Genomic DNA, 16,060 nt, shown 5'->3' on the forward strand with positions numbered 1-16,060 from the left:
GCGCCTGAAGACGCAGGAATCCCGAGCGTTGGGATATTAGGGTTCACAACGCGCCTGTTCGCTCGGTGCGAAACGCCCCGAGGTTTGATTGAACAAGCGAACTGCTGGCCGTGCCAAACGACCGTTACTCATATCCCCCGTCGGAGGATTCTGAGTTATCTTTCTCCGAATGTTCACCGCACCGTTCACGTCCGCGTTCATCGTCGTTCCGCACGACTTACAGACGTACAAGCCACGCTCCACACGATTCGCATTACGCTTTCGACCACAACACGAACACGTCTTCGACGTATCTCGCTCTGAAACACGGTCAACGAGGATACCGTGTTTTTCAGCCTTGTATTCGAGCAACGTTGTGAAACGGTCGAACTCCCACCCGTGGAGTTTCTTGTTCCCACGCTTCCCCCAGTTCCGAGACTCACCGTTCTCGTCTTCACGAATCTTGCTCAAGTCACCGATTGCGATGCGACCGACCTCGTGGTCGATGCACTGTTCAACGATGTGCTTGGCGAGGGCGTGCAGGAAGTGGTCTTTCCGCCGAGACAACTTCTGACGGGCGCGAATCGCACGACTCGATGGCCCGTTCTCGCCTTCGGTGTCGTACTCGTCTCGGGTGAAGTAGTGCTTGTCCTGCTTGGGAACGTTACCCGGATACAACTCGGCGTACCCATCGTCGTAGGCGATAGCGAGGTAGTTCTTGATACCAAGGTCAATACCTGCCGTATTGTCACCGGGTGCGTCCTCGACAGGAATCTCAACCTTGCAGACGAGGTGAAGCTCCCAACAGTCACCGTTCCACACGGCTCGCACTTGTTGGATGTTCTCCACAGTCACATCTGGTCGTGTTTTGTACTCTGCGAGGATGAAGTCAGAGCGGTGGTTCTTCAGGTTGAAGCCTTTGCTCAGACGGAGTTTGTTGTGCTTGGAGTCGTGTTTGATGCCGTTCTGCTTCCACGTCACGGTGGAGCGTGGATGATTGTCGCCTCGCTTGCGGTAACCGGGGGGATTCGCATTCGTGTCGCCGTTTGTGCGCTTTTTGAACCAGCCGGTGAACGACTCAGCAAGCTCTTCGAGAACTCGCTGACTTGACTGAGAATGGAGGTCACTATATCGTTCGTGGGTTTTTAGTTCACGCTTGAGGTCGGCTTCGGACGGAATCTCGCCGGTATCATCCCATTCTTGTTGGATGTGGTAGCGAGCGACGTTCCACAGTTTCGATGCAGAAAAGCCACACTGGTCAAGGTCGTCACTCACTTGAGAGTGGTTGACGATTTTCGCTCGATAGGTGTGGGTTGTTTCCAGCATCTGACTGTGCTCATAAGCACTTATGAAAAATAGTGTATTAAAGTAGTGATTGTGGCATGGAATATCCGGCCATGCAATCGAGCGGTAGATAGTGTAGAGTATTGTCGGATTCATCCTGACCCTAAAGGGTCAGGTATTCTCCTCGATTTCTCATAAATCGTCTGTCTCTGGAGCGTGAATCACTCACTTCGCAAGTTATTGGCTTACCACTCCGTCGTTTTCTTGAGTGCAGCTGGAAGCCGATTCAGACAGATTTCGAGAAAACTCACCGGTGCTTCGACCTCGATATGCCCCGGTTCATGGACAGGCTCTTCATCCACTTCGTACTGAAAATGTGTCGTTCCAAGGTCGGGATGGTCGTCATCCTTGTGCCACCCGAGGCTCACCGCATCATCGGCCCACTGCACGCGCTGGACGTCTGTCCCTTCTCGCGGTCGCCATAGCACTTCCACGTTTGCCGCTGGTCGTGGAAACGACGTTCCCAAGAACATCTCGACGTCGACGTCCGCGACAACCGACCGCGGACGAAGTCGAGACGGCTCATACCGAATAGCAGAGAATCCAGGAACGTTCTCCATTCGTTCCTTGAGTCTTCGAAGTCCTTCACGCCGGGTGAACCCTCGACCACCAGCAAGAAAAACCACCATCTGCGCAACTACCGTTCCTGAGAGAGGGTTTTCGAGCCACCCGAACGTGACTCCACGTCCAATGTCGTCAGCGAACTCTGGAGACTGATTGCGAGTTGAATCGATTCACGAATCTCGATGTTGTACTCCCATTCGTCGATGACGTCGAGCCGCTCGCGACGCTCTGCACCGGTGAGATCCTCACGTCCGATGCTCTGGCGTAACTCCGCGAGTGAATCGACCTCGTAGGTCTCTTTCCACGCGTCAAGTTCGTCACCGATTGCGTTGAGTTCCTGCGTCAATTCGTCGACGGTGTGCGTTTCCGCTAACTGACGGACTTCACGGAGGAACTGGGTAACACTATCGGGCTTATAGCTCGTTCCGTTGTTCGTTTCAATTCGTTCGAGGTCTCCTTGATCGACCATTCGCTCAAGATACTTGACGGCTGTATCACGCGAAACAGCGGCTTCGTTCGCGATCCACCCTGCGTTGCGTGGCTCTGTCCGTGTTATCGCAACGTGGCGGACGCGCTCTGCGGCATCCATCCTGTCGGGCCACGTCGGTTCCTTCTCACTCATTGGTGGTACATTTGTCCCTGTGATACTAATATTTTCGCGCTAAAGCTAATTATTTCTCATCGGTACTCGTTTCATGATTCGCGATGGGCAGGCCGTCGTGCTCCCACACCTGGTCAACTCCGGCGTGTTGACCGTGGTGAGTGTCGTGTTGATGGCCCGATTCGTCCAGTGGGTCGATGGAGACCGGTCGTCGGTTTCTGCGGGGACGCGAGACGAACCGGCCCGGGAACCGGGGAAGCCTGCGTGAGATTGAATATTTGAAAACCAGTTTTAGCCCGGGAATTGACTTTGAGGATCTTGTTCAAGAGTAAATTTCGAACAGTGGTGCAATCGGCGGAGTCTTGGTGGCAATCACTGAGCATGACTTATCATATTCGGTCGAAATTGATATGGTAAGACGGTGGTAATACGTTAGTATGTCTGGAGCAACTACGGGATCGAACCGCGATGAGGAGATTGTCACGGTGAATTTCAAGGTCACACAGTCGTTTCTCGACGAAATTGACAGCACTTGGCAGGGGCGCGGGTTTAACAGCCGAAGCGAATTTATCCGCTACACCCTCCGAGATGCAACTGAATTCCCGACGTTCGACCGCGACGAGCTGATTGCGCTTCTCCAAGCAGAAGAAGACATCCGTGAAGGGAAAACGATGAGCGCCGAAGATGCACGCAAGCAGTTCGGAACGGGAAGCGATGAGTAAGGACGACTGGACGTGGGAACTTACATCGAAAGCTCAGAACGAGTCCACCTTTCTCCACCTGGACAAGTTTGGTAGGAGTTCGCACGTATGGTAAACGGAGAACTCAGAAACCCGAACTCAGCCAATGTGACAAAGAGATTTTTAGAGTGCTGCCGATAATCTGGATCGGCTTACGTTCGGCTCAACTCCTATTCGTTTATCCTTCGACTAGATCTTTGAGAAATTCTCGTCCTTCTATTACTGAAGTTCTGCCTCCAGCATCAACTGCAGAAAGCACATCGGCGATTGCTCGTTCTGCGATTCGGTCACTTACCAGCACAGAGACGTGGGACGCCCCTTCTGAAACGAATTGATAAGCTAAGCCAGCAAGAATTGTGTCGGTCTTTTCTATTTCATCCTCTGTAACATCGTCTGCTGAAAGCGCGGCCATCCGTGTTCGAGTTTTATCAACTACTGCAGACACGCCTGAAACAGAAAAATCGATTCGGCCAGGTGCCAGCCAACCAGCTTCTTGCGCGGCACGAAGCCGGTCACGTTGGTATTCATATGCGCCAGGGCTTTCACCCAGTTCTTCAGCTACTTGCTCGGGCACGACAACTGCAATGTTTTGTTGACGGACGAAGCGTTCGAATGATTGGTATTTTTCGTTCGATGGCCCACCCATAGCGAATAGCACGCTACTATCGATAATTGCTCGACTGTCGCGTGGGATTTCTCTCCCCGACATCACACGTTCTCTTTGAGGAATGGGTCATAGGACGCGGCGTCCTCAACAACTTCCTGGAGAGCGGTGAACACAGTCATGCCTTCGACGGCATGAACCCCGAGTTTCGATGCCGCAGTTCGCTGGGAAAGTTCGCCATCCATGATACGGAGCGTGTAGTGGAGTGCAGCAGCCAGTTTGGGGATGCCTTGCCGTTCGACGAACACGCGAATATCTGCTGACTCAAGCTGCCGACCGATTGCGTCGATGAGCGTAGGCGTAGCTAAAACATCGCCGTGCGGGGTGTCGAGCTGAAGCTGAATCGGGACGACGGAGACGGTCGTTGGTGTTGCATCCTCATTCCGAGAGAGGACCCCCATCTCCTCAAGTTGGCCGATGTATTTGTAGGTCGTCGAGTGAGCCATGTCGAGGTCCTGTTTGATTGTCTCGATTTCAACCGGGCCGTACCGTAGAATGTAGATATAGAGCCGAGCCAACCGTGGCGTGTTTAGAAGTTCAGCGTACGTGAGGAGGTCGTTGAACGTCTCCTCGGGGTTTGGCGCTGGGCGTGGAGGATGTTCTGCAGACATCACAATCCATGTTCTATGGACAGTGTATTAACTTTTGGTGAAGGCAGAACAGTGTATCCAAGATTGCCAATACTTCTTGTGGGATCAAGATTGTCGGGTAGACCGAATGGTCACCGCTGTTTCACGCGTGTACGGATAGACTCAAGTGTAGCAAGGTCTTCGATTGTGTGCAGTTCATCTGTTATTTCAGCCAGTAGGTTAGCTCGCTTGGCAACCTTGTCGTCGTCTGGAGAGATATCAATCGATTCGACCCGAACGCAACGCTCTTCGAGCCAGCCACAGGTCCAGCAAACCCGTGAAATTTCAATAGTCTCATTCTCACTGGCAACACAAATCGCGTCCACAACCGATATGGTAGGTGGGATGTCAGGACCAACCTCGATGGTCAACGGTTCGCCACAGTCAGGGCACTTCATATCTCACAATCACGACGAGCGGCATCAAATAGCGTCGCACGCTCCTCGAGCGACTTCCAGTTAGATACTTCCTCCCAGATATCCTCGACCGACCCCTCACGGCTTGCGTCAACCAACGACACCTCGTCAGGCGACTCCACCCCAAAGCGGTCTCGATATGCTTCCATCGCGTCAAGCGTTTCCGTGAGTTGCTCGACAATCTCAGCCTCGGAATACTGCTGGCGGAGTTGCTCAACTCTATGCCATTTCAGGTAGGACTCATTGCGCTCATACCGCACTGGGCGTCCAGACAGTTCGTGGACGATGCCCATCTCAGCAAACCACTGTAGATAGTCACGAGCCGTCTCCGTGTCACAGTCCACTCGTTCAGCGATCGACGATACCTTTGTTGGCTCCCGCAACTGGACAATCACATCAAGCATCCGTTCTCGAATTGGCCCAGCCTTCAGAACCTCGTCTGGAGACTCCCAGTCATCGAAGTTCGGTGGTTCCTCCCCCTCACCAGGTATTCCCTCCGGCGTATCAGTCACATCCATACTTGACCATCTCGTACATGCACCAACGAGTTTCTCTGCAATATATCTACTGTAAACTGTATTATTTCTGTTTATGGTGCTGGGCTCGAGGATGAATCCGCCAGGAGGACAGCCACCTACATTAATCTACGAATGACACAAACGCCAGTTCATGTCTCCCGATGAGAGTCCCACCGTCGAGGCCGCCTACGATAAATTGGCAGCGACGTACACGACGCAGGAAGACGACCCCTACTGCGCAGATTTCGAGTTCCCGGCGATGAAGGACCTCATTCCGGACGTCGCGGGCAAGCGAATCCTCGATGCGGGTTGTGGACACGGGCGGTACGCAGACTGGTTAGTCGAACAGGAAGCGGACGTCCTCGCTGTCGATGCAAACGCCAAGATGCTCGAACAAGCGCGGCGACGACTCGGCGACCGAGTAGCGATTCGCCAGGCAGATATCACCGAACCGCTCGAGTCCGTCGACGACGGCACGTTCGACGGCGTGGTGTGCGGCCTCTCGCTCCACTACGTCGAAGACTGGCGGCAACCCTTCAGCGAGTTCGCTCGCATCCTCAAACCGGGTGGCTTTCTCGTCTTTTCAGCCCAGCATCCCGTCGACGAGTACATCGCGTTCGATGCCGAGAACTACTTCGAGACTGAACAGCACCGGATGACGTGGGAGGCTTCGGGCGAGGAAGTCGAGGTGCCGTTCTATCGTCGCCCGCTTGCTGAGGCAATCAATCCACTCCTCGAAACCGGGTTTGTACTGGATGAGCTGGTCGAGCCAACGCCGCAGGCGTCGTTCAAAGACAAAAATCCACAGTCTTACGAGAAACGACTGCGCTACCCGACGTTTCTGTGTGTTCGGGCGTCGAAGGCCGAAGTTTGAGGCGGAAAAGAAACGGACAGCGGGTAGTTCCGAGGGGCCTGACTCCGAGGCGCGTGAGTTTCGAGACGGCAGGTGGAAATCAAGCACCCTTGATTATTCAAGAGTGTACAAAGATATTTGAGAGATAGTCGCGAAGACAGAAATAGAGGTAGCAAATATGGGGGAATCACCAAGGGTTCAGTCGTGGTCTGAGACGATGAGTGCACGAGAGCGGATTCGTGCAGTGGCAGAATCGATGCGCGAGCCTCGGTCCGTCAACTGGGTCAGTGAGCAAGCGAACGCCGCGTGGAGCACGACGAACGAGGAACTCCAAGAACTCGTGGAGCAAGGCCGACTACGCCGTGTCGAGGTCGGTGAGACGGCTCGCTACCAACCAGATTTTACGCGACTGCTGTTCGATGAAATCCGCACACTCATCGAGGAGAACGCTCGCGAAGAACTTCGAGATGAATTGACAGCAATCACCGAAGAAATCGAAGAGTGGCAGGCGAGGTACGCTGTCGAGACGTGGGAAGAACTCGAACAGTCGCTCGCAGATGGTGACCTATCGAGTAGTGAGCTCCGCGAACGGCGCGACGTTATTGCAGTTTGGCGTGAAAACGAACAGGACAGGCAACTCATCAAGCACGCACTGGCATTGTATTCCGACGTGGAAGCCGCTCGCGAGCAGATGTCAAATGCAACTGACCGGGTGACAAGCTAATCGCTAATTTTCTCAATCGATGATATTCCTTGCAGGTCGCGACCGCTATACGCAACGGTCATTGCTCCAAGAAATTCACGGTCGACTCTCGAAACAGGCAGGATGTGAAAATATCCGATATCGCCCTTCTCGAAGACGGCCCCGATACGTACTCGCTGAGATTGACACGGTGGCGTTCTTGGGCAAAACGTATCCAATAGAGAACGCTCAGTTGGAGATACGGTTTTGGTATCCTCCTGGTGGTGACCACGAGTATTATCGTATCAACTGGGTCGAACCAGAGCGCAACCTCATGCTTGGCTTTCATCAGGATGCAGACCACCCCGAATTAGGCGAGTGTCACGTTCAGTTGGAATACGAAAACATCGAGGTCGACAGGTATGAAGTGGAATTCATCGACGCGCATCCGCTCGCCGTCCTCGACCAACGGCTCCAACAATTCCCAGTAGCATTGGAAGCAATTCAGTGGCAGGGCGGAAAACCATTACTAAGGGGATTTATCGATTAGTGCGTTCTAGCGCTCGTCAATCGTTTTACCGTCAACCTCGGTCAGTTCGGTGGATGAAGCTCTACCACGGGCTGCTTCCGACACCTATACGCCGAAGTCGCCGTTCCAGTTCTCGCTCAGCTCGAACCCGAAATTCTTCCTCGTCCAAATCCTCGACCACATCCGAACACGCCGCGTGAACGCGCCCGACTCGGGTGACCGCACCGATTGCGAACAGGTCCTTCATCGCGCGGAAATTCTCTGTCACCGACGCAGTTTCTGCATACCCCGACCATAGCGCCTCTCGAAGGTCGGCCCGCACTCGCTCGCTGGTGAACAGATTGACGATGGCCTCCTCGACCTCCCAGGCTTCTTTTGCCCGACAGCCAGCCGTGGCGTGTTCCCAGTCGAGCACGGCGCGAACGCGGTTGTCCTCGAAAATCAGGTTGTCCGGGGTGAAGTCGCCGTGAAGCAGGACTGGTCCCGTGTCGGGTTCGATGTCCGCGGCCGCGTCGGCGAAGCAGTCTGTTGCCCGCTCGGCCAGGTCGTCGACGGGTGAGCCCGAACCGTCGTCGAGATTGCTGGTGTACTCCTCGCGGTAGTAGTTCCGCCAATCGGTCACGCCCGAATCGACCCGCAGATTGCCAGCCTGTGAAACAGCCACGTCGCCGTAGTAATCGAATCGGGTTTCCGAATGAAGGAGGCCGAGTGTCCGGCCCATCTCCCGGACGAGCGTGCGCTTTGTGTCCCGCGAGAAGGATTTGAACTGCGAGATGCTCGTGAGTTCGTCGCCCGGGACGTACTCGACGATCGAGTACGGAACGTCCACCACGCTCGGGTCGCGTTCGACGGCGTACACCGCAGGAACCGGGAGTCGAGCAACCTTCGCGAGAGCGCGATACATGCCCGCCCCCTTCACGAGTGAGGTGGCATCGTCCGGAGCGAACTTGGCGACGTACCGCGCGTCGGTCTCCGGAATCGTGAACGTGTACGTGACGCCACCGTCGCCAGCCATGGAGTCCTCGTGGACGACGACCGAGTCGGCGCCTGGAAACGTCTCTTGTGCAACCTGTTCGACTGCTGTTCCGTCGACTCCCACCTTCAAGCGAACGTTCTCGTCACCGCGGTTCGCGGCTTCGATGAGTTCGTCTACGTACCCCAGACTCGCAAACACGAAGTGAACTGTCTGGTCGCCCGGTAAGTGTCTTCTCCCCGAAAGCGGACTCTGCCTGGTTGGAGCATCACACAGATGCAAGGAGGAAGCCCACGGCTTTAGCCGTAGGAGGAATCCGACACCATAGTCGTGCCCGAGAAACGGGAGAACGAAGACAGTCGCGTTGCTGCATTTGATGGACTCGTTACGCTGAATTGCCGCATCGATATCCGCAGTATCGACGCCAACGTCAAGCGCCAGGAACGCCGTTATTCACGAATGCCGACCTTCTTTGTCACACGGAAGGTGGTCGGAGGATGGAGGATACCGACGACCGTTCCCATCGAATGGACGACACTCACGAGTGGAACGAGTGGAAGCGCGAGCAACCACTTGAGTTCTGCGCCACCATAGTAGAGCATGCCGCGAACGAACCAGAAGGCGGTAAACGAGGCGAGCGTGAGCGATGCGAGGAGGAATAGTCCAGCATAGACGACGCTCACGCCGACGAGTGCCAATGGGACGGCCACGACGGTGACGACAGGTGAAAGCGCCCACGCAAAGTTACGCACCCGCGTCAGCAGTTGGTAACGGAAGGGGAGCAAAGCGGTCGCGTCGATATTTCCGGCCGCCCAGCGACGACGCTGCTGGAGGATTTCGCCGAGCGACGGCGGTGCTTCGTTGCGACAGGTGGCCGTTGAAAGCGCGAAGTCGATATCGAACTGACGAGCGGCCGCCCAGACGAACGCGGTATCCTCGACGAGCGTCTCTCGGTCCCAGGTCACCTCGTTTTCTATAGCACTGCGAACTGCGATGCCACCGCCCCATGCGAAGAGTGGAATCTGTAACCGAGCGAACGCACGCTGTTCTATCTGCACGCCCATTCGGTAGACATCAGCGAGATACGAGAGCACAGAACCGGTTCGACGGGGGCGTTCGCGCAACTGTACGATGTCTGCCTCTGGAAGGCCATCGAACTGCTCTACGACGCTATCCTCATCGAGATAGAGGACGAACTCGCGGTCACAATCGAGTGTACGGCGAGCCCATTCGATTGCCCGCCCTTTCTGAACGGCGCGACATTCGAACTCGTCTGGAACCACGTGGACTGTCGCGCCGTCGATGTCGATTGGTTCTTCTGCGATGACGTGTCTGTCGGTTAACTCCGAAGGGAGTGAATCAACCGTTGCTTGGACGACAGCTTCGGCGTCAATGGTCAAGATACGAACTTGAATTTCGTCGCCACCGTAGATGGATTCAGGTGGCTCGTACCCTGCGCCCAACACGTAGGTGAGCGCGACCCAGAAGGCTGCAGTCGCGGCAAATAGCGCGGTTGTTCCCCACAGGACAACAGCGAGAAGGTTACCAGTGAATGGGCCACTCGTGAACTGATTTGGAATGGCAATTGCTGTGGCGGAAACGAGTAACGCTCCGCCGAGGAGTACGGTCGCGACACGTTCTGCGTTCATCGTACTCGTCTGAGAAAGCACTATCACAAAAGCTGAAACTATCGTTTTTTGTATTTTATTTCATTCATTCCGTTTAGAACGGCTTAGATAGGACATAATATATGTGCCGAGATAACACGCATAGGCGGGTTAAAACACTGCTTTGCCATTTTGGTTGGTAGCGTACAGGAAACCCGCCGAAGTAATGTTAAATATTCAATATCATAGGGACGACCAATCGTGGCTACGTGTGACTGTAGATTCGTCGTTCGAGCAGAGTGATATCTCAGAGCGAGAGATCTGCCCAGGGAACCGAACCCTCGTTGACGATGTTTTCTGGAGTTAGCTCTGGTGCGCCCAACACTGCACCGGCGTTCGGGATGGGGAGTGGGCCGTAGGGGTCGTCGGGTACGTTGTCATCTCCGGACACCACGATGCGCATGACCATCCCGAGTTCGAGGTGTGGCAAGCAAAGAATGTCGTACACTCCCTGTTTGGTGAAGCGATACAGCCATGAATCGTCGACCGACATCGGTGGGGAGGTGAATCCGTTACTCGTCGGTACGCGGTCAGGGAGCGTGAAAAACGGCGGTTCGCTGAACTTCGAGTGGAACGCCGTCACTGTGTGAAGCCCGTTGTGAATCGTGAAATTGACGATTTCACCAGGGCGGACGTGCAAGCCAGCGGGGTCGAAGAAGAACTCTGCGGGAATCTCATCACCTGACTCTTCAAGGGGGAAATCGGGGTGGTCACCCGGTCCTTCGTGAATGTGGAGCGTGACGGTGTGGTCAACCAAGCCAGATGGAACGGTCTCACCTGCGGCATACGGGGCACCGTATATTGTATCTATTCGATTGCCACGGCCGTCGGCTGGCATCGCAGCCGCAGTGCCGCCGAACAATGAAAGGGCTGCCCCAGCACCGATTAACTTCATTAGCGGCCGGCGATTCACACCATGATTCTTCAGGACCTCGATGAGCTCTTCGTCGCTTAGATGCAGATCTCTGACGTTGTCGTTCTCGGTCATGAGTACACTAGGCAGAGAGTCCAATACAGGGGAAAGTAATGAACAAGTTATGAAAAAATAATTGTATATCGAAATGGGAGATGGTGGTCAGGAAAAGCCACGCGAATAGAGAGGAGTAAACGAGGGTGTAGAGAGCCGTTGAATGGTTTTCTATCTTATTAATACGCAGTATAGATATCAGAGAGTAAATGAATAGCCGTCACTCATCGATAGAGCGATGAGTAGTGCAATACACACGCGTACGTCGATTCATCCGAACCGACGTGAGGCGCTCCTCGAGGAACTCCCAGACACCAGCTCTCCGGATTTCATTCTACGGATTCGAACAGTGAATAGAACTATTGGCTGGTGGCTCGAAGATTCAGGTTATGAGTGATTCAGCGCCACGCGAAATCCCTGGACGTCTCGTCGTCGGAACCTTCCTCACGCTCGATGGCGTGATGCAGGGGCCGGGCGGCCCAGACGAGGACCGAGAGGGCGGATTCGAACACGGTGGATGGTCGGTGAACTACTGGGACGAGGGGATGGGGAAAATCATGGACGAACAGTCAGATGGGGTCGATTCACTCCTCCTTGGCCGAAAGACGTACGAAATCTTCGCCGGCCACTGGCCACACGTCGACGACGCAGACCCCATGGCGGCGAAACTCAATTCGATGCCCAAGTACGTCGCCTCACGCACCATCGACAGCGTGGAGTGGAACAACTCGACGCTCCTCGAGGGCGACGTCGCAGAAGCAGTCGCTGACCTCAAAGCCGACTCTGACGACGTGATTCTGGTCCAGGGGAGTCAGAACCTGCTCCAGACGCTGCTCACCCACGACCTCGTTGACGAGTTCTGGCTCTGGGTGTTCCCGGTCGTCCTCGGCGAGGGCAAGCGCCTGTTCGCGGAAGGAACCGTTCCCGGAAACCTCGAACTGACGCGGACGGACACTTCGAGTACGGGCGTCCAGATGCTCAGATACGAGCGGGCAGGCGACATCGAGTACGGGTCGTTCGCGCTGGAAGAAGGGGAGTGAACCAGCACGAGTAGCCCACGAGAACCGGGTACCCTGATTCTACAGCCATGTAAGACAATTAAAGTGCAATTTAAAAACCCGTGTTTTCGAAAAATCCTGGCTTGAGAAAGTCTAAGCGGTATTCACCCATACGTTCGAACACGATGGCGACGAATCGTGGACACCCTGGTGACAATAGAGTTCCAGAGGACCCAGCGGACCTCCTCCCTGAAGACAGCATCCTCACCCTCGACGAGTATCTGGCAATGCACGCCGCAGTCGGGCACCGGACGCGCTACGAGATACTCTATCGGCTGGTCCACAGCGGAGACAGGAGTCCCAAAGAACTCGAAGCCGAACTCGACATCGACGACAGTACGCTCCACTACCACCTCAACAAGCTCGTTTCCGTCGGCCTCGTCGAAAAACGGCAACGCACGGAGCGTGGACAGGACGGCCTCGACACGTATTATCGAGCAACCATCTTCGGAGAAGTGACGCTCTCAGATGGCGTTGATAGCCTCATCCGTGGTGAGCAGGAATTCGAGGAGATGTACAGCGGTTCAGCCGAGAACTGAGCGGTCACGAAGCTTCGATCATTTCGTTTTCGTGAGTTGCTGTTTCCAAGTACTACTGCGAGCAGGCACGAACAGTTCCAGCAGTTCAAGCGTGAGAGTCATAGCTGGGAAATGATAAAGCGCCTACCGGTCTAAGACTAGGGAGAGCCATGTACGCCCACATCGTGGTCGCTGTCGATGGAAGCGAAGAGGCGAAGCGAGCTGCACGCCGAGCGTTCGAGCTCGCGGACAGATTCGCCGCGACGGTCACCGCACTCCACGTCGTCGAACACAAACGCCTGCGCCTCACCACCTCCGAGCCGGAGAAAGCGCGACTCAGAGCCCGCGGTGAGGACATCCTCGCCGACATCAAGGCACTCGCTTCGGACCTCGACCATCCCGTCCAGACCGCGATGCGCGAGGGGACGCCCGGAGACGAGATTAGCAAATTCGCCGACGAAGAAGGTGTAGACCTGCTCGTCGTCGGCAGGCAGGGCCTCACGGGACTCGGCGAGCGGTTGCTCGGCGGGGTCGCAGAACGCGTCATCCACCAGAGCGACGTTCCCGTGCTGGTCGTCCCCGAGGAAGGGATGGACGGGGCCTGGGAAGTCTCCCGTCTACTCATCACGACGGACGGCAGCGAGAACGCAGCAGACGCGACCGACCACGGCATCACCATCGCAGAACGCTACGACGCAGCCATCCACGTCCTGAACGTCGTCGACCTGCAATCCGCAGGCGGGCTCTTCGACGCCGGCGGACTGGAGCGAGAATTCGTCGAGCGACTTGAAGCCGAGGGGCAAACCGCGGTCGACGAAATCGAATCGTCGGTGCACGAATCGGCACCCGACCTGGACGTGATGGCCGAGGTGGTCACGCAGACTACCTTCGCGGGCGTCGGGGCCGGGATTCGCGCGTACGTGGAGGGGAACGACATCGACCTCGTGGTGATGGGTTCACACGGCCGGTCGAACCTCCGTCGACAACTCCTCGGAAGCGTCGCTTCGACTGTTTTGCGGACAGTGGACGTTCCCGTGTTAGTGGTGAAACGAGAGGAATAGACCGGGACGGTAAGTCAGCTATCGCCAATCTCCGCCTACGTTTGCAGTGGAGTTGAGTTTTCGAGCCGTGGCATCAATTTTACTCAAGGATGGGCCGTCCCACGTGTCCCATTTTTGAAAGCGTAGTTCCACTGATTGCTCGTGGGTCGTTCTCGCGGACGAGCGGGAGCTGACGTGGTGGGGCGTTCACGGCCCAGACGCACAGTTGGACTGCAGTCCACCGATGATATGGCCACGGCTTTTCAGAAAAGCGCCACCGGCCAAAAAGGGCCACGGGATATCAGGTGACGAAATCGACCGGGCTCAGGCGGCAGGGCGGCCCATGCGCTGTTCTTTCGGTCTGAGCATGCCGCCGAGTGCCCCGCCAACCGCACCGGGAATGCCCGTTGCGATGACGAGGATCAGGAGGGCAATACCTGCACCAAACCCAAAGATACCTGCCGCAAGCGTCCCGATGACGAGCAAGAACAGTGCGGCGATGAGTCCACCGATGGTAGTGGCAAGAAGCCCGTGGAGGGCACCACTCCCGACCCCTTCAGAGGCGTAGTAACCGGCGACGCCACCCGCGAGAAGTCCGGACAGTCCCGCTCCAATAGTCGGAAGGGTCGCATCCGTGAAGGGAAGACCGAGACCGCTGATGAGGCCGATAACGATGCTCGCGATGATACCGTAAAGGACTGCCATCCACTTTACCATAACAGCATTTAATTCCACCTGTTAGCGTATAAATAGAGTTCACGCTTGCTGAGAAAATCTGAAAAATCTTCAGCTAGAGTTGAATATTTCCCAATTTCAAACAGTATTCTTGAATAAAAGTACAAGACAAGCTCCTTGCGAGCGTCCCGGCTCAACCACCAAGCAGCGTAGACAGAGAGAGCTCATTCCTCAGCGGATTTGACGGTCGTGGACTGCCCCTCCACGACGTGTTCGGATACAGAAGGTGGCTGTCGGCCGTCTCCCGTGACGACAGACCGTCGTGGGATCGGCACGTCGGTTCTCGGATTCCGGGTGAGCATTCGCTCCAGTATCGTCAGTTCTTTCGGGTTTTTCTTGTCGATGACTTCGTACTCGATGACGACAACATCGTCGTCGGCAAAGATACGAACGTAGTTCAGCAAATACGACGGGTAAAACACACGCGGAAAGAGTCCGAGTACGACCGACCGCCGGTGAAGTCGCTTCAACCACGTGCCGGTGTTGACGACGAAGCGGCCGTCGACCTCCGTGATAGAAGCGCGGTGGGTGTGCCCGTAAAGATACACCGCGACCTCCGGGTGTTCAGCGAACAGTTCGCGGGCTGCCTGCGTATACGTGTCCTCGACCTCTTCTGGGTCGTCGGTTCCAATCAACCCAAAGCGGGTGAGCGTACGCTTTACATCCCGGTAGAGGAAGAACAGTGGAATCGAGATGAGCGTGAGAAGCACGATGACGACGATGTTTACAAATAGTATCACGTCAATGAGCGCACCCAGGATGCGAAGTTGACTGAGTAGCTCAGACACCACCACAAAGGGGAGTGACCAATATCCCAGCACGTCGAGTAACAGGAGGATGATATAGAACACGCTGATGTTGAACAGCAAGAGGAACGGAACCGCCGAGTACCGGAGCAACGGACTCATCTCGCGGTAGAAGTACTTCGATATCATCCAGTCGGGAATCTGTGTCATGGGCGTCACCGACTGGATATCTTTTAGCCAATTGAACTTCCCACGTTTAGAGAGTTTACCTGCTCGGCTCGTGATGTGCGTGTTCACGAAGTAGCCCGGTGGGTTCGCATATGGATTGCCGAAGTCGGGACTCGTGTTGTTCGGGTCGCGCTGTTGGCCGTGTTCGATCCAGACGACGCGGCCTGCGACCTCACGAGTGAGGACGACTTCCTGTTCGAGTGTGACGTTGTACGCCGCAAGTCGGTCTACGTACTCCGGGTAACACGCAAGTTCGTAGTCGTGATTCCCGGGCATGAACGTAATCGGAACCCGCTCACCGGTCGTCCGCAGTTGTTCGAACAGTTCCGGATAGTTTTCGACGAGCGCGTCGAACTTCGCGAGCCCCTCCAGTTCGGTGAACTCCCACAACCCAAACGCGTCGCCGTTGACGATGAGTTCAGCATCCTCGTCGCGCTCGGCTACGTCCCTGAGGAACGCGAGGAGTTCGTCCATGAACTCGACCTCCTGGAGCGTCTCGTCGCCGCCGATGTGCAGGTCGCTGATGAAATAGTACTGTGTTGTGTCTGTCGTCATTGTCGTGTTGCTGTCTGCCCCAATTGACCGTACGAACATGGACTCACATCGGTA

18 protein-coding genes are annotated in these 16,060 nt (G+C 55.6%); 8 read left to right on the forward strand and 10 right to left on the reverse strand.

What is annotated here, in order from left to right; translation table 11 throughout:
* Positions 1-36: 36 nt before the first annotated feature.
* Positions 37-1,305, reverse strand: coding sequence for a transposase (locus tag P0648_RS18420; RefSeq protein WP_277506335.1), 1,269 nt, complete (start codon positions 1,303-1,305; stop codon positions 37-39).
* 655 nt (positions 1,306-1,960) lie between these two features.
* Positions 1,961-2,509, reverse strand: a complete 549-nt coding sequence (locus P0648_RS18425; RefSeq protein WP_277506336.1) for a hypothetical protein — start codon at positions 2,507-2,509, stop codon at positions 1,961-1,963.
* Positions 2,510-2,582: 73 nt separating this feature from the next.
* On the opposite strand from P0648_RS18425, the gene P0648_RS18430 reads away from it, so the two are divergent.
* A complete protein-coding gene (locus P0648_RS18430; RefSeq protein WP_277506338.1) occupies positions 2,583-2,756 on the forward strand; it encodes a hypothetical protein in 174 nt (57 codons plus the stop codon).
* A 169-nt stretch (positions 2,757-2,925) separates the two neighbouring features.
* Positions 2,926-3,210: a ribbon-helix-helix domain-containing protein gene (locus tag P0648_RS18435; protein ID WP_277506340.1), complete on the forward strand. Its 285-nt coding sequence runs from the start codon at positions 2,926-2,928 to the stop codon at positions 3,208-3,210.
* Between the two features lie 196 nt (positions 3,211-3,406).
* Here P0648_RS18435 and P0648_RS18440 read toward each other — a convergent pair whose 3' ends face one another.
* The 3 genes from P0648_RS18440 to P0648_RS18450 form a co-directional block, all read right to left on the reverse strand.
* Positions 3,407-3,874, reverse strand: coding sequence for a hypothetical protein (locus P0648_RS18440; protein WP_277506341.1), 468 nt, complete (start codon positions 3,872-3,874; stop codon positions 3,407-3,409).
* 62 nt (positions 3,875-3,936) lie between these two features.
* On the reverse strand, positions 3,937-4,503 hold the full coding sequence (locus P0648_RS18445; protein ID WP_277506343.1) for a helix-turn-helix domain-containing protein: 567 nt from the start codon (positions 4,501-4,503) through the stop codon (positions 3,937-3,939).
* Between the two features lie 412 nt (positions 4,504-4,915).
* Positions 4,916-5,455, reverse strand: a complete 540-nt coding sequence (locus tag P0648_RS18450) for a hypothetical protein (RefSeq protein WP_277506344.1) — start codon at positions 5,453-5,455, stop codon at positions 4,916-4,918.
* 151 nt (positions 5,456-5,606) lie between these two features.
* Between P0648_RS18450 and P0648_RS18455 the strand changes: the two genes are divergently transcribed.
* From P0648_RS18455 to P0648_RS18465, 3 genes are all read left to right on the forward strand, one after another.
* Entirely contained in the window at positions 5,607-6,329 is a 723-nt protein-coding gene (locus P0648_RS18455) for a class I SAM-dependent methyltransferase (RefSeq protein ID WP_276248663.1), read from the forward strand.
* A gap of 157 nt (positions 6,330-6,486) precedes the next feature.
* Positions 6,487-7,032: a hypothetical protein gene (locus tag P0648_RS18460; RefSeq protein WP_276275055.1), complete on the forward strand. Its 546-nt coding sequence runs from the start codon at positions 6,487-6,489 to the stop codon at positions 7,030-7,032.
* 169 nt (positions 7,033-7,201) lie between these two features.
* Positions 7,202-7,540 carry a hypothetical protein gene (locus tag P0648_RS18465; RefSeq protein WP_276248665.1) on the forward strand — a complete coding sequence of 113 codons (339 nt, stop codon included), beginning with the start codon at positions 7,202-7,204 and terminating at the stop codon, positions 7,538-7,540.
* A gap of 61 nt (positions 7,541-7,601) precedes the next feature.
* On the opposite strand, the gene P0648_RS18470 is transcribed toward P0648_RS18465, so the two are convergent.
* From P0648_RS18470 to P0648_RS18480, 3 genes are all read right to left on the reverse strand, one after another.
* Positions 7,602-8,693, reverse strand: a complete 1,092-nt coding sequence (locus P0648_RS18470; protein ID WP_276248666.1) for a phosphotransferase family protein — start codon at positions 8,691-8,693, stop codon at positions 7,602-7,604.
* Between the two features lie 248 nt (positions 8,694-8,941).
* The gene (locus P0648_RS18475) at positions 8,942-10,141 is read right to left on the reverse strand and encodes a glycosyltransferase family 2 protein (RefSeq protein WP_276248667.1); all 1,200 of its coding nucleotides are present in this window, start codon (positions 10,139-10,141) and stop codon (positions 8,942-8,944) included.
* A gap of 265 nt (positions 10,142-10,406) precedes the next feature.
* Complete coding sequence (locus tag P0648_RS18480; protein ID WP_276248668.1) at positions 10,407-10,916, reverse strand: plastocyanin/azurin family copper-binding protein; 510 nt, start codon at positions 10,914-10,916, stop codon at positions 10,407-10,409.
* A 599-nt stretch (positions 10,917-11,515) separates the two neighbouring features.
* Here P0648_RS18480 and P0648_RS18485 point away from each other — a divergent pair.
* From P0648_RS18485 to P0648_RS18495, 3 genes are all read left to right on the forward strand, one after another.
* The gene (locus P0648_RS18485; protein ID WP_276248669.1) at positions 11,516-12,166 is read left to right on the forward strand and encodes a dihydrofolate reductase family protein; all 651 of its coding nucleotides are present in this window, start codon (positions 11,516-11,518) and stop codon (positions 12,164-12,166) included.
* Between the two features lie 143 nt (positions 12,167-12,309).
* Complete coding sequence (locus tag P0648_RS18490; RefSeq protein WP_277506348.1) at positions 12,310-12,723, forward strand: winged helix-turn-helix domain-containing protein; 414 nt, start codon at positions 12,310-12,312, stop codon at positions 12,721-12,723.
* A gap of 149 nt (positions 12,724-12,872) precedes the next feature.
* Positions 12,873-13,763, forward strand: coding sequence for a universal stress protein (locus P0648_RS18495; RefSeq protein WP_277506350.1), 891 nt, complete (start codon positions 12,873-12,875; stop codon positions 13,761-13,763).
* A gap of 303 nt (positions 13,764-14,066) precedes the next feature.
* Here the strand turns inward: P0648_RS18495 and P0648_RS18500 are convergent, their stop codons facing one another.
* Entirely contained in the window at positions 14,067-14,447 is a 381-nt protein-coding gene (locus P0648_RS18500; RefSeq protein WP_276248672.1) for a DUF5518 domain-containing protein, read from the reverse strand.
* 194 nt (positions 14,448-14,641) lie between these two features.
* Positions 14,642-16,006, reverse strand: a complete 1,365-nt coding sequence (locus tag P0648_RS18505; RefSeq protein WP_276248673.1) for a metallophosphoesterase — start codon at positions 16,004-16,006, stop codon at positions 14,642-14,644.
* Positions 16,007-16,060: the final 54 nt, after the last annotated feature.

Origin of the sequence: Haladaptatus sp. DYSN1 (genome assembly GCF_029489995.1) — an archaeon.
Taxonomy (GTDB): domain Archaea; phylum Halobacteriota; class Halobacteria; order Halobacteriales; family Halococcaceae; genus QDMS2.